The sequence below is a fragment of the Halobellus sp. LT62 genome, from assembly GCF_037031285.1.
In the GTDB taxonomy this organism is placed as follows: domain Archaea; phylum Halobacteriota; class Halobacteria; order Halobacteriales; family Haloferacaceae; genus Haloquadratum; species Haloquadratum salinisoli.
The window spans coordinates 433,450-445,547 of sequence record NZ_JAYEZO010000001.1; the positions used below are offsets into that span (position 1 = coordinate 433,450).

The 12,098-nt window shown below is 65.9% G+C and carries 15 protein-coding genes; 11 read left to right on the top strand and 4 right to left on the bottom strand.

Annotated elements, in window-relative coordinates:
• Nucleotides 1-53 precede the first annotated feature (53 nt).
• The 4 genes from U5919_RS02100 to nucS all read left to right on the top strand — a co-directional run bounded on the left by U5919_RS02100 (nt 54) and on the right by nucS (nt 2,699).
• Nucleotides 54-248, top strand: a complete 195-nt coding sequence (locus U5919_RS02100; RefSeq protein ID WP_049986547.1) for a cold-shock protein — start codon at nt 54-56, stop codon at nt 246-248.
• A 207-nt stretch (nt 249-455) separates the two neighbouring features.
• Nucleotides 456-1,280, top strand: coding sequence for an aldo/keto reductase (locus tag U5919_RS02105; RefSeq protein ID WP_425604206.1), 825 nt, complete (start codon nt 456-458; stop codon nt 1,278-1,280).
• Nucleotides 1,280-1,822 (top strand): VanZ family protein, encoded by a 543-nt coding sequence (locus U5919_RS02110; protein WP_336021862.1) that lies wholly within the window; start codon nt 1,280-1,282, stop codon nt 1,820-1,822. Before U5919_RS02105 ends, U5919_RS02110 begins: the two co-directional genes overlap by 1 nt.
• A gap of 103 nt (nt 1,823-1,925) precedes the next feature.
• Nucleotides 1,926-2,699 (top strand): endonuclease NucS, encoded by a 774-nt coding sequence (nucS, locus tag U5919_RS02115; protein ID WP_336023849.1) that lies wholly within the window; start codon nt 1,926-1,928, stop codon nt 2,697-2,699.
• A gap of 8 nt (nt 2,700-2,707) precedes the next feature.
• Here nucS and U5919_RS02120 read toward each other — a convergent pair whose 3' ends face one another.
• The gene (locus tag U5919_RS02120; protein WP_425604188.1) at nt 2,708-3,391 is read right to left on the bottom strand and encodes a type 1 glutamine amidotransferase; all 684 of its coding nucleotides are present in this window, start codon (nt 3,389-3,391) and stop codon (nt 2,708-2,710) included.
• Between the two features lie 221 nt (nt 3,392-3,612).
• Between U5919_RS02120 and U5919_RS02125 the strand changes: the two genes are divergently transcribed.
• Entirely contained in the window at nt 3,613-4,143 is a 531-nt protein-coding gene (locus tag U5919_RS02125) for a 50S ribosomal protein L16 (protein ID WP_336021863.1), read from the top strand.
• A gap of 167 nt (nt 4,144-4,310) precedes the next feature.
• On the opposite strand, the gene U5919_RS02130 is transcribed toward U5919_RS02125, so the two are convergent.
• Nucleotides 4,311-4,673, bottom strand: coding sequence for an Hsp20/alpha crystallin family protein (locus U5919_RS02130; RefSeq protein ID WP_336021864.1), 363 nt, complete (start codon nt 4,671-4,673; stop codon nt 4,311-4,313).
• Nucleotides 4,674-5,047: 374 nt separating this feature from the next.
• On the opposite strand from U5919_RS02130, the gene gap reads away from it, so the two are divergent.
• The 3 genes from gap to U5919_RS02145 all read left to right on the top strand — a co-directional run bounded on the left by gap (nt 5,048) and on the right by U5919_RS02145 (nt 8,023).
• Nucleotides 5,048-6,094, top strand: a complete 1,047-nt coding sequence (gene gap, locus U5919_RS02135) for a type I glyceraldehyde-3-phosphate dehydrogenase (RefSeq protein ID WP_336021865.1) — start codon at nt 5,048-5,050, stop codon at nt 6,092-6,094.
• A gap of 124 nt (nt 6,095-6,218) precedes the next feature.
• Nucleotides 6,219-7,451 (top strand): phosphoglycerate kinase, encoded by a 1,233-nt coding sequence (locus U5919_RS02140; protein ID WP_336021866.1) that lies wholly within the window; start codon nt 6,219-6,221, stop codon nt 7,449-7,451.
• 20 nt (nt 7,452-7,471) lie between these two features.
• On the top strand, nt 7,472-8,023 hold the full coding sequence (locus U5919_RS02145; RefSeq protein WP_336021867.1) for a metallophosphoesterase family protein: 552 nt from the start codon (nt 7,472-7,474) through the stop codon (nt 8,021-8,023).
• Between the two features lie 24 nt (nt 8,024-8,047).
• Here U5919_RS02145 and U5919_RS02150 read toward each other — a convergent pair whose 3' ends face one another.
• Both U5919_RS02150 and U5919_RS02155 read right to left on the bottom strand, forming a co-directional pair.
• Nucleotides 8,048-8,638: a DUF2391 family protein gene (locus U5919_RS02150; protein ID WP_336021868.1), complete on the bottom strand. Its 591-nt coding sequence runs from the start codon at nt 8,636-8,638 to the stop codon at nt 8,048-8,050.
• Between the two features lie 79 nt (nt 8,639-8,717).
• Nucleotides 8,718-9,791: a type II glyceraldehyde-3-phosphate dehydrogenase gene (locus tag U5919_RS02155; protein ID WP_336021869.1), complete on the bottom strand. Its 1,074-nt coding sequence runs from the start codon at nt 9,789-9,791 to the stop codon at nt 8,718-8,720.
• 202 nt (nt 9,792-9,993) lie between these two features.
• Between U5919_RS02155 and U5919_RS02160 the strand changes: the two genes are divergently transcribed.
• The 3 genes from U5919_RS02160 to U5919_RS02170 all read left to right on the top strand — a co-directional run bounded on the left by U5919_RS02160 (nt 9,994) and on the right by U5919_RS02170 (nt 12,047).
• Nucleotides 9,994-10,944 carry an aminopeptidase gene (locus tag U5919_RS02160; RefSeq protein ID WP_336021870.1) on the top strand — a complete coding sequence of 317 codons (951 nt, stop codon included), beginning with the start codon at nt 9,994-9,996 and terminating at the stop codon, nt 10,942-10,944.
• A 108-nt stretch (nt 10,945-11,052) separates the two neighbouring features.
• On the top strand, nt 11,053-11,712 hold the full coding sequence (locus tag U5919_RS02165; RefSeq protein ID WP_336021871.1) for an HVO_0476 family zinc finger protein: 660 nt from the start codon (nt 11,053-11,055) through the stop codon (nt 11,710-11,712).
• Nucleotides 11,713-11,837: 125 nt separating this feature from the next.
• Nucleotides 11,838-12,047 (top strand): hypothetical protein, encoded by a 210-nt coding sequence (locus tag U5919_RS02170; protein ID WP_336021872.1) that lies wholly within the window; start codon nt 11,838-11,840, stop codon nt 12,045-12,047.
• Nucleotides 12,048-12,098 lie beyond the last annotated feature (51 nt).

Below are 12,098 nucleotides of genomic sequence, written 5' to 3' on the forward strand. Positions count from 1 at the left end.
GTACCACGCACCGCACAACAGTTATACCTCGCGGGTGATTGGATACGGTCGCAATGGCAAACGGTAAGGTTGACTTCTTCAACGACACGGGCGGCTACGGCTTCATTTCCACTGACGACGCAGACGAGGACGTCTTCTTCCACATGGAAGACATCGGTGGTCCGGACCTCGAAGAGGGTCAGGAAGTCGAGTTCGACATCGAGCAGGCGGACAAGGGTCCGCGTGCGACGAACCTCGAGCGCCTGTAAACAGGAGCAGTCAACGCGACTGCGGTAGCGGACGGAGGCTGGCGGGCGAGCGGGCAGACGGGTCCGATTCGGTTGCGGCAGTTCTCTGAACTATTCTCATTTCTATCCCCCCTGAGTCGCGACGCCGCCCGTTCCAATAGTCGCGCGAGCCGACACGTTCTCGGTGGCGGGGACCGAACGTCACGTATGGACGAGGTGGACGTCGAGATGGAATACGCCGAAGCGTACGGTGCGCGCGTTCCGAAGGTGGGGCTCGGGACGTGGCAGCTCACCGGCGAGTCGTGCTACGAGACGGTGTCGACGGCGCTGGAACTCGGATATCGCCACGTCGACACGGCGCAGATGTACGGCAACGAGGCCGAGGTCGGGCGTGCGATCACCGATGCCGACGTCGACCGCGAGGAGGTGTTTCTCACGACCAAGGTGTCCCCGCGTAACGCCCGTTACGACGACGTGGTCGAGTCGACCAGAGCGAGCCTCGATCGCCTCGACACGTCCTACGTCGACCTCCTGTTGCTCCACTGGCCCAACCCGCTCGTGTCGGTCTCGAAGACGATGCGCGCGATGGATCGGCTCGTCGAGCTGGGCGAGGTGTACAACGTCGGTGTCAGCAACTTCCCGCAGGTGTTTCTCGACCGCGCGCGGGCGGCGGCGGAGACGCCGATTGCCACGAATCAGGTCCAGTTCCACCCGTACAAGCCCCAACGCCGGATGCTCAGGTACTGCCAGTCGGAGGGGATGTTCCTCACTGCCTACAGCCCGCTGGCTCGCGGGACGGTCCTCGACGACGAGGACGTCCGACAGCTCGCCGAGGCGTACGACAAGACGCCCGCCCAAGTCGTCCTCCGGTGGGCGATCCAGCACCGCGACGTCGTCGTGATCCCGAAGTCGTCCGACGAGGAGCACTTGCGAGAGAACCTCGAACTGTTCGATTTCAAGCTCACGCGCGAGGAGATCGATACGCTGACCAAACCGTCGCTGTTGAAGTCCGGGAAGGCGATGCTCGACGGGATGGTGGGCGAGTTTCGCTGATGGACGACGGCGCAGTATCGCAGCAAAACAGCCGCTCGCGACGCCCCTCACATCCCTCGCGACACCGCTCGTCGCGACGCGCTCGCCGCCTCGCAGCGTCGTGGATCGGGCTCGTCGTCCTCGTCTCCGTCGTCGATCCGGCGGTCGTGTTCGACGCGGTCTCGGGGGTCGCAAACGCCGCGTCCGAGCCCACCGCCTCCGGATCCAATCCGGGCGCATCAATCGGCATCGTCGGTGCCACCGCGTCCCGAATCAACGTCTTCGCGTTATCGCACGTCGTCGCGTACGGCGTCCTCGCGTGGCTCCTCGCGGACGGACTCGGTGGACGCGGCGGCACCGACGGGGGCGGGAGTCACCGGGGCCGACGGTTGCTGATTGCCGTCATCCTCGCCTCCATCGTCGGCCTCGGCGTCGAATTAGCCCAAGCGCCGCTTCCGGTCCGCACGGCGAGCACCGTCGACGCCGCGGTCAACGCGCTCGGCGCGGTCGCGGGCGTCGGCGTCCGCGAAGGGATTCGAGCGGCGCGGGGCTCACGTCACTGAGAGGAGTCGATGGCGACCCGTGACCTGAGAAGAGTCGATGACGACACGCGCCCGCGACGACGCGCGGTTTTTACCCGCCGAGCACCAACGGGAGGCAGATCCGATGTCCGCGACGGCGCTTCACCGACCGACTCACCGCGACGCCCTCGGGCTCTTAGAGGCCGCATTCGGCGACGGGCGGCTGGTGACCGTGTTCGGTCGGTGCACCGTCGACTACGACGGCCGGGCGTCCTCGGAACTCGGCCCGGGAGACAGGCTCGTCGTCTGTAAGCCCGACGGGACGATCCTCGTGCACACCGACGAGAACCGCAAGCCGGTCAACTGGCAGCCGCCGGGTTGTGTCCACCGCGCGAGCGTCCGGGACGGTCGACTCCGGATCCGCAGCGAGCGCTCCGCGCCCGACGAACGGCTCGATGTCGGCTTCGAGCGCGTCGAGCAGGTCACCGCCTACGAGGTGAGCGACAGGAGCGATCTCCGGCTCACCGGCAGCGAGGAGGACCTGCGCCAGCGGATCCTCGACGACCCGGCGCTCGTCGAAGCGGGCTTCGAACCGACGGCAACGGAGCGGGAAACGACCGCCGGTCCGGTCGACATCTTCGGCGGGGACGACGCGGGCCGGCCGGTCGTCGTGGAGTTGAAACGCCGTCGCGTCGGTCCGTCGGCGGCGAGTCAGCTCCGGCGCTACGTCGAGGCAGTCGACGAGGAGTTCCCCGACGAGGGCGTTCGCGGCCTGCTCGTCGCCCCGTCGGTCACTGACCGGGCGGCGGCGCTGCTCGAGGAGCTCGATTTGGAGTTCGTCCCGGTCGAGCCGGTGCAGACCGGGTCGTCGGCACAGACCGATTCGCCGACGCGGTCGGAGCCGACCACGTCCGAGTGACGGCGACGCTATTCGGTCGCCAGCCGAACGAAATTCTCGAACGTCCGCTCGACGGAGACACCGTCGAACTCGCGGTCGCGGTCGTTCGTCGGCCAACCGAAGTCGCCTTCGATCTGTGGGAGGAGCGCGGCGGTGAACTCCGGGTGGTACTGGACGGTCCACAGCGGCGCGTCGCGGTGTCGACTCCCGAGGTACTCGTAGTAGTCCGCGGTGGCGATCCGTTCCATTCTCTCTCCCAGTTCCGTCACGAAGTCGCCGTGGACCATCGGGACGCGGCGACCGACGCCGTCGAACAGCGGGTCGTCGTCGAAACTGACTGTCTCGATTCCCTTCCGGAGGCCGCGGTGCTCGACGGTGCCGCCCAGCGCGTCGTTGACGAGTTGATGCCCGAAACAGATGCCGAGCGTCGGAACGCGTTCTCCGACGAGTTCCGGGACCAGCGCGCGCAACTCGTCCATCCACGGATACGACGCTGTCTCGTAGACGCCCGCAGTGCTTCCGGAGAGGACGACGGCCTCGGCCTCCGCGAGCGCGTCGGGTCGACCGCCCGAATCGGCGTACGTGTAGACTCGAACGCGTGCGCCCGCGGCTTCGAGATGCCGGCGGATCTCGGGGACGAAGTAGCGGGCGTCCGTGTCCACCTCGTTTTCGAGGACGAGTATCACGTCTGATTCGACGACGCCCGCGACCATATATCGTGGCGTTTGCAACCCATTGCTCATCCGATCGAACGACTGCGTGCGATCGCGTGAACGAAGACGTGCAAACGCTGCGATCTCATCGTGTCCACGTCGCCAGACGCTCCGTTTGCGACCGGAACGGCCCTTCCCACCGAGCCAGCTTCGCTGTCGATTCGCGGCGAACAGTTCGAAGCGCTTTTAGGTCGTATGGGCGTTGTTTCGCACAAGTAACTATGTCCGACAAACCCGCCTCAATGTACCGGGAACTGTCGAAGCCGTCCTACACGCGGCGCGACTACGTCACGGGGATTCCCGGCTCGAAGATCGCACAGCACAATATGGGCAACCTCCAGACCGGTCCCGAGGACTACCCGGTCCAGATCAGCCTCCGCCTCGAAGAGGAGTGTCAGGTCCGCCACGGCTCGCTCGAATCCGCGCGGCTTTCGGCGAACCGCGTGATGCTCAAGGAGGTCGGACAGGAGCACTACAAGATGGTGCTCCGGAAGTTCCCCCACCAGATCCTGCGCGAGAACAAGCAGGCGACCGGTGCGGGTGCGGACCGTGTTTCCGACGGAATGCGCCAGGCGTTCGGCAAGCCCGTCGGCACCGCCGCGCGCGTTCAGAACAACGAGCGCGTCTTCACCATCTACTGTCAACCCGAACACGCCGACATCGCGAAGGACGCGCTCCGCCGCGCCTACAACAAGATGTCGCCGCCGTGCCGAATCGACGTCGAGAAGGGCGAGAAGCTCCTCGTTTCCTGAAGTCGCGCGACGGGACGCCTGCCGCAACGGCGACCTGATGCTTTTCACCGCTATTCCGCGTCCGTAGTCACGACGTCAATCTTGCTCGCGCGGGGTGCGCTTCGCCGTTGCTCTCGGGGGCGGTCGGGTAACGAAAAAACGAATCCGGACCCGTCGGTCGCGACGCCCTATTCGAGATCGATCGAGGCGGAGTCGTCGACCTTCTCGAAGGTGACCTGCAAGATCCCGTTGTTGAAGGAGGCGTTCGCGGAGTGCTCGTCGACGCGGGCCGGGAGGCGAATACGCTCGTCGTACTCGCGACGATCGCCGGCCGCGGAGATCGTGAGCACCTCCCCGTCGCACTGCAACTCGACGGCGTCTTTCGCGACGCCCGGGAGGTCGGCGACGAGTCGAAGCTCCGAGCCCTCGTCGTACACGTCGACGTGGGTCTCAGTGGCGAACCCGGAGGCGTCGCTGCCGGTCATTTCGTCCATCATCCGCTCGATCCCATCGAAGAAGTCGTCGAACGGGTCGTCGCGGTCGTCTCTCATCGTTCGGTGGTAGGGAGGTTCCGAAGAAAAGCCTTCTCCCCCCGGCCGAATCGGCCGGACAGTGCCGGTAGCGGCGCAGTCGCTTGATGCTCGCGGCGCGGTCGCGAAGATATCGATGAGCTGAGGAGTCTGTTCACGTTTGGAGAATCCGTTCGCGTCGAGAGCCCGTTGTGATGTTCGGTTGTACATATTTCCGACCGTCTTTGCAGTTTCAGTGATTGGTTCTGCACGACTCTCGTATCTGTTATTCGATTTTGGAGACCGTCCAATTGCGTATTGTGCCGGTATGAGCTCTATCGATGCGTGTTTCGAGTCCTTTCGAATCAAATCTGATGACACCGGGATTCAAGTAGGTGGACAATGTGTACTCAGATATGAGTGAAAAATCCAATTTGGATTCCACCGCCGACGTCGACGACACCGTTCGGGTCGCGCTGAACGGATTCGGTCGGATCGGTCGAAACGTCTTCCGTGCCGTGCGCGACCACCCGAGAGTCGAACTCGTCGGCATCAACGACGTGATGGATTTCGAGGATATGGCGTATCTCGCGAAGTACGACACCGTGATGGGCCGCCTCGATGAGGTCGCTCGGGACGGCGACGCCCTCGCCGTCGGCGACACGTCGGTCCCGCTTTTCAACGTGCAGGACCCAACGAACCTCCCGTGGGACGACCTCGACGTCGACGTCGCTCTCGAATGCACCGGTATCTTCCGCACGAAGGAAGACGCCTCCGCACACCTCGAAGCGGGTGCCGAGAAGGTCGTCATCTCCGCGCCGCCGAAGGGCGACGACCCCGTCAAACAGCTCGTGTACGGCGTCAACCACGACGAGTACGACGGCGAGAACGTCGTCTCGAACGCCTCGTGTACGACGAACTCCATCAGTCCCGTCGCGAAGGTGCTCGACGAGGAGTTCGGCATCGAACACGGACTGCTCACGACGGTCCACGCCTACACCGGCAGCCAGAACCTCATCGACAGCCCGCACTCCAAACAGCGTCGCGGACGCGCGGCCGCCGAGAACATCGTCCCGACCTCGACCGGCGCGGCGCAGGCGACGACTGAGATCCTCCCGCAGCTCGAAGGCAAGCTCGACGGGATGGCGATCCGCGTCCCCGTCCCGAACGGCTCGATCACGGAACTCGTCGTCTCGCTCGACGCCGCCCCCTCCGTCGAGGAACTCAACGACGCCTTCCGCGCGGCCGCCGACTCCGGCCCGCTCGCGGGCGTCCTCGGCTACACCGACGACGAGGTCGTCTCGTCCGATATTCAGGGACTGCCCTTCTCCTCGACGGTCGACCTGCAGTCGACGAACGCCGTCAACGGCGGCGGGCTCTACAAGATCCTGACGTGGTACGACAACGAGTACGGCTTCTCGAACCGGATGCTCGACGTCGCACACTTCGTCACCCACGACTGAACCGACCCACGGGTGAACCGACCCGCTACTCACCGACCGCAACGACCGGACACTTCGTCCGACGCAGCGATCGAATCCGACCACGACTAAGTAATTCCTTCTCGAATCCACCAGCCAACAACCGATGTCACCAGCCACTCCGACCGCCACGTTCGACACGCTCGACGACCTCCCCGCCGACCAGCGCGTCCTCGTCCGCCTCGATCTGAACTCGCCGATCGAGGGCGGCGAGCCGCAGGACAACCGCCGCTTCGAACGCCACGCGGAGACCGTTCGTGAACTGGCCGAGGCGGGCCACCGCGTCGTTCTCCTCGCCCATCAGGGCCGCCCCGGTCGCGACGACTTCGTCTCGCTCGCGGGACACGCCGAAATCTTGGCCGAACACGTCGGCCGCGATGTCGACTTCGTCGCCGACACGTATGGACAAAAAGCGATCGACGCCGTCCGAGCGCTCGAAGCGGGCGAGATTCTGCTCCTCGAAAACACGCGGATGTGCGACGACGAACTCCCCGAGGAAGCGCCCGAGACGAAGGCCGAAAGCGAGTTCGTGCGAGCGCTCGCGCCCCACTTCGACGCGTACGTCAACGACGCGTACTCGGCGGCGCACCGCTCGCACGCCTCGCTCGTCGGCTTCCCGCTCGTACTCCCCGCGTACGCCGGGCGCGTGATGCAGACGGAGTACGAGGCCAACACCGCGATCGCGGGCAAGGAGTTCGACGGGCGGGTGACGATGGTCGTCGGCGGCACGAAGGCGACGGACGTCATCGACGTGATGAACAATTTAGGGACCAAAGTCGACGACTTCCTGCTCGGCGGCATCGCGGGGGAGTTGTTCCTCCGCGCCGCAGGCGCGCCCGTCGGCTTCGACCTCGATCCCGATGCGGACCTCTATGACTCCCAGTGGGCGGCCAACCACGAGGTCGTCGAGGAGATGCTCGACGAGCGCGGCGAGCAGATAACGCTCGCGACGGATCTCGCGTACGAAGACGACGGCGGCGAGCGCGCCGAGATCGACGTCGACGTGATCGAGGAGAAAGACGTGTCGTTCCTCGACGTCGGCACCGACACCGCCGAGGGCTACGCCGATGTCGTCCGCAACTCCGAGGCCGTCTTCGTGAAGGGCGCGCTCGGCGTCTTCGAGGACGAGCGGTTCTCCGTCGGGACCGTCCGGGTGTTAGAAGCGATCGCCGAGACCGACTGCTTCTCGGTCGTCGGCGGCGGCGACACCTCCCGCGCGATCGAGATGTACGGGATGGACGAGGCCGACTTCGATCACGTTTCCATTGCGGGCGGCGCGTACATCCGCGCGCTGACTGGGCAGCCGCTCGCCGGCGTCGAAGCGCTGAAGCGAGACTGAAATAGAGGACCAGCCACACAATGCTCGTCGGACTCTGTTCGGACACGCACGACAACCTCGGTCTCGCAGAGCGAGCGGTCGACACCTTCGAGCGCGAGGGCGTCGACGCTGTGATCCACTGCGGCGACGTCCTCGCGCCGTTCACCGCGGCGGTCTTCGACGCCGACTTCGACTTTCACGCCGTCCGCGGCAACAACGACGGCGAGTGGGCGCTGGCCGAGACGATAGAAGCGTTCGGCACGTACCACGGCGAGAGCGCGCACCTGACGTTCCGAGGTTCCGACTCCACTGACGTCGGCGACGAGCCAAATGGTGACGTCGCCCCGGACGATGGCGTCGACGTCGCCGTCTACCACGGCACCAGCGAGCGACTCGTCGACGCGCTCGTCGACTGCGGCGAGTACGACTACGTCGTCCGCGGCCACACCCACGAACGCGGGATCGAGACGCGTGACGGGACGGTTCACGTCAACCCCGGCGGCCTCCCGTTCGATGGTGCCGACGACGCCTACCACGTGGCGGTTCTCGACACGGACACCGGAGACGTGAACTTCCGCGAGATCGACGCCTAGCCGCCGTCGATTCTCTCCGGACGTTCAGGTTCCCGGCAGGATGTCCCCGAGCGCCGCGCCGATGGCCATCGGGACGAACGCGACGACGACATCGCCGAGCGCCAGCACCGGTTCCCCCCACCCGACGCGCCCCCACGCGGTCATCACGACGGCCGCCGTGAGAAACGAGACGCCGAGGACGGCGACGAGCCGTCGGGGAACGACGCCGAAAAGCGGGTCTTGGACCCGGACGTCCTGAATGTCGGCGACGTAGAGGATGCCGACGACGAGGCCGACCGTCCCGACGAGCGTCCCGACGAGCGAGATCGGGTGCGTGGCGAGGTGCTGACCGACCTCGTTGGTCCCTCCCTCGACGAACATCGGGATGCCGAACAGGACGCAGCCGAGGAACGCCTCCGCGAGGTCGGCGCGGTCGAACCCGCGGATCACTCTGCCGAAGACTGGCGCGTCGGCGACCGCGACGACCGCGGCGCGGCGGGCGCTGCGAACGCGCTCTCGCTCTTTCGGGGAGTCGACCGTCTCCGCTAAGGCGTCGAACTCCGCCAGCAGTCGTTCTAAGTCGTCGCGGTCGGAATCGGACGGTTCGACGTCCGGTGGATGCGTGTCGTCGGGCACGGGAACGAGCACGCCCGGCGGGATAATAAGTGTCGTACGTAAGTTACGTCGGTCTCGATCTCGCGATCCGCTCCGCCAGTCAGTCGTCGGCGGTCTCGACGCCGACGCGATCGGATTCGTTGAACCCCGAGGGGTCGCCCGCGAGACCGATCCCGATCGTCCGGTTCGTGCGCTCGATGCTCTCGTCGGCGTCGGCGGACTCGGTCATCGCGCGGATCGCGTCGACGTTCTCGGGGATGACGTCGGACTCTTGGTGAATCGCTTGGAAGAGATACAGGTCGCGACCCTCGACGGCGATCGACTCGCCCCACACGCAGTTCTCCCAGAGGTCGCCGCGCGGACGTCCGGCGTCGAGCGCGAAGTCTTTCAACTTCCCCGCTCCGTCGAGGCCGAGTCCCTCCGGAATGACGTAGACGCGCGATTCGCCCTCTAAGAGCTGGCGGACGTGCGCGGCGGTCACGTCAGATCCCAGTGTGACGTTGAGCGCGTGGACGTGCATCAGCGTCGCGGGAACCTTCAGCCCCATCGTGTCGATTTCGAGGTCGGGGAAGATCGTCTTCACGTCGGGGCCGTGGTGCGAGGGGATCTCGATCGGGTTCGGGAGGATGTCGTTGATCGGTCCGCGGGAGTTCTGGCCCGGGTCGCCGCCGCGGCGGACGAGCGTCGCGCGGACCTTCTCGACGCCGTACTCCTCCTCGAGTGGTGCGACGATCCGCGACAGGCCGGTCGTGTTACAGGAGACGACGCGGACGGTATCCGCGCCGCGGGCGTCGTCGTAGTTCGATCGGGCGTTGAAGCTCACCTGCGCGACCTCCGACCCCTCGCCGCCTTGGAAGATCGCGGGCGTGTTGTAGGAGGTGTACAGCGATCGGTTCTCCGCGCCGATGCCCGACGGCGTGCAATCGACTATCACGTCGGCGTCGGCGACGAGTTCGTCGACGACGCCAGCGGTCTCGATTCCGGCGTCGCCGAACAGCGGCGCGCGCTCGGGGATCGCCGCGTACATCGGGTACCCGCGCTCGACGGCGGTGTGGGCCTCGAAGTTGGGTTGCGTCTTGGCGACGCCCACGACCTCCATATCCGGCTGGGCCGCGACGGCGTCGGCGACGCGTTTACCGATCGTTCCGTAGCCGTTGACACCCACTCGTATCATCACCCGAGAATCCGGGGAGCAGACGCATAGTTATTTCGGAGCCAAACGTCGAGAAATTAACTCCTCGATGAGTAACGCGGGCGATTTCCCCGGATCCGAGTACCGACGCGGGTGGCTGATTTTCGGGGCCGTTCGGCGCTGTCTCGTCGATAACACCTTCCTAATCCGAACGCCTAACACCGCGGGCGACGCAGACGCAGACATGTCGAACGACGGACTCGCGACCGCCGCGACGACGGCGGTCCGACAGTGTATGGCGCTCGACGCGTCGGAGTCGTGCGTGATCGTGACTGACGACGAGCGCCGGCCGATCGGCGAGGCGCTCTACGACGCCGCGCGCGCGGTCACGGACGACGCGACGATCCTCCGCTATCCACCGGGCGACCAGCACGGCGAGGAGCCGCCCGCGCCGGTCGCCGCCGCGATGGCCGCCGCGGACGTCTTCCTCGCGCCGACGACGAAGAGCGTCAGTCACACCCGGGCCCGCGGGAAGGCCTGCGAGGCCGGCGCGCGCGGGGCGACGCTCCCCGGAATCACCGAAGACGTCTTCGTGACTGGCTTGGACGCCGACTACGACGCCATCGCTCAGCACTGTCGAGACGTGCTCGAACAGGTCGAAGACGCCGAGGAGATCCGCGTCACCGCGCCCGCCGGCACGGACATCACGTTCGAGCCCGGCGACCGCGAGTGGAACACTGACACTGGAATCGTCCACGAGGCCGGGGGGTTCTCGAATCTGCCCGCCGGAGAGGTGTTCGTCTCGCCGGTGACCGCCAACGGCACCTACGTCGTCGACGGGACGATGCGCCCACACGGACTACTCGAGGCGGGCGAGACGCTGCGCTTCGAGGTCGAGGACGGCTACGTGACCGAGATCTCGGACGACGAGATTCGAAGCCAAGTCGAGACCGCGGCCGAGGAGGTCGGCCGCGACGCCTACAACCTCGCGGAGCTCGGGATCGGGACCAACGTCGGCGTGACCGAACTGGTCGGCTCGGTCCTCTTAGACGAGAAGGCTGCCGGAACCGTCCATATCGCCATCGGCGACGACGCGGGGATCGGCGGCGACACCGACGCGCCGCTGCACCTCGACGGTATCATTCGGGAGCCGACCGTGCGGGCGGATGGGGAGGCAGTGGAACTGCCTCGATGAGCGAACGGCGAAGCCGCAACACTGCGCTCGACTCGAATGCGAGCCAGCGTCTCCCACGCGGACGTGTAGAAGGGCGGACTTTTACGGCCAGACGGGATAGGAGGCCGTATGAGCGCACCTCAGGACCGCCTCGCGGTCGAATGTCCCTCCTGTTCGCCCGCCGAATCGATGGTCCACGAAGTACTGAAGGAGGGGAGCGGACACAACACGGTCCGGTGCAGCGAGTGCGGTCACGTGCACAAAGTACAGATCGAATCGGAGACCGAGGTCGAACGAGACGTCATCATCTCTCAGGACGACGAGTCGTTCTCGACGACCGTCGACGCGCCACCGGCGGAGACCATCGCCGTCGGCGAGGAGTTCATCGTCGACAGCCCCGAGGCGATTATGCTCGTTCGGATCACCGGGATCGAAATCGGTCCCGAACAGCGCGTCGAGGAGGCGGCAATCGAGGACATCGACACCATCTGGACCCGCGCGGTCGACAACGTCACCGTGAAGGTGACCGTCAACCCGAAGGAGGGCACCGGCGACCGCGAGGACACCCGGAGCTTCGACGTTCAACTGCCGGGCGATCACGAGTTCGTCGTCGGCGAGACCGAGTCCTTCGGCGACGAGGAGTTCTCGATCAAGGCGATTCAGGTCCGACAGGACGCGCCGGAGTACCGCCACGGCAAGTTCGATCACGAGGGCGATATGGTGTATGCGAAGGACGTCAAACGACTCTACGGCACGGACAAGACCACGTCGGCTTGGTCGGCTTGGTGACTTGCCGTCCGTTCGGTCGACCCGACTGAGCAGAGACCGTCGGTGACCGCGACGCCCGTTCGTTTTTCGAGGAACCACTCGTCGACGGTACACTTACGTCGTGCTCGCGAGAATACGATCGCGGAATGACACGAACTGCCGCCCACGCCCTCCTCGTAGCCGCGGGTGCGCTCGCCGCCCCGATCGCCCTCGCCGGCCTCGTCTTCCCCGTGTGGACGTTCGACGCGATCGGGTTCTACGGCTTCCTCCTCGCGGTCGCGTGCGTCGTGGCCGCGGGGACCGTTCTCGCCGTCGTCGATCTCGCTAGCGCTGTCGAGCGAACGCTCGGGCCGTGAGTACTGCCCGCGGACGACACGTCCGGGGAAAGATTCGACTCGCTGGCGTGT

What these genes read in the sequence shown, in the direction of transcription:
- U5919_RS02100 (WP_049986547.1), top strand. Translation starts at nt 54, where the DNA reads ATGGCAAACGGTAAGGTTGACTTCTTCAACGACACGGGCGGCTACGGC.
- U5919_RS02105 (WP_425604206.1), top strand. Translation starts at nt 456, where the DNA reads ATGGAATACGCCGAAGCGTACGGTGCGCGCGTTCCGAAGGTGGGGCTC.
- U5919_RS02110 (WP_336021862.1), top strand. Translation starts at nt 1,280, where the DNA reads ATGGACGACGGCGCAGTATCGCAGCAAAACAGCCGCTCGCGACGCCCC.
- nucS (WP_336023849.1), top strand. Translation starts at nt 1,926, where the DNA reads ATGTCCGCGACGGCGCTTCACCGACCGACTCACCGCGACGCCCTCGGG.
- U5919_RS02120 (WP_425604188.1), bottom strand. Translation starts at nt 3,391, where the DNA reads ATGGTCGCGGGCGTCGTCGAATCAGACGTGATACTCGTCCTCGAAAAC.
- U5919_RS02125 (WP_336021863.1), top strand. Translation starts at nt 3,613, where the DNA reads ATGTCCGACAAACCCGCCTCAATGTACCGGGAACTGTCGAAGCCGTCC.
- U5919_RS02130 (WP_336021864.1), bottom strand. Translation starts at nt 4,673, where the DNA reads ATGAGAGACGACCGCGACGACCCGTTCGACGACTTCTTCGATGGGATC.
- gap (WP_336021865.1), top strand. Translation starts at nt 5,048, where the DNA reads ATGAGTGAAAAATCCAATTTGGATTCCACCGCCGACGTCGACGACACC.
- U5919_RS02140 (WP_336021866.1), top strand. Translation starts at nt 6,219, where the DNA reads ATGTCACCAGCCACTCCGACCGCCACGTTCGACACGCTCGACGACCTC.
- U5919_RS02145 (WP_336021867.1), top strand. Translation starts at nt 7,472, where the DNA reads ATGCTCGTCGGACTCTGTTCGGACACGCACGACAACCTCGGTCTCGCA.
- U5919_RS02155 (WP_336021869.1), bottom strand. Translation starts at nt 9,791, where the DNA reads ATGATACGAGTGGGTGTCAACGGCTACGGAACGATCGGTAAACGCGTC.
- U5919_RS02160 (WP_336021870.1), top strand. Translation starts at nt 9,994, where the DNA reads ATGTCGAACGACGGACTCGCGACCGCCGCGACGACGGCGGTCCGACAG.
- U5919_RS02165 (WP_336021871.1), top strand. Translation starts at nt 11,053, where the DNA reads ATGAGCGCACCTCAGGACCGCCTCGCGGTCGAATGTCCCTCCTGTTCG.
- U5919_RS02170 (WP_336021872.1), top strand. Translation starts at nt 11,838, where the DNA reads ATGACACGAACTGCCGCCCACGCCCTCCTCGTAGCCGCGGGTGCGCTC.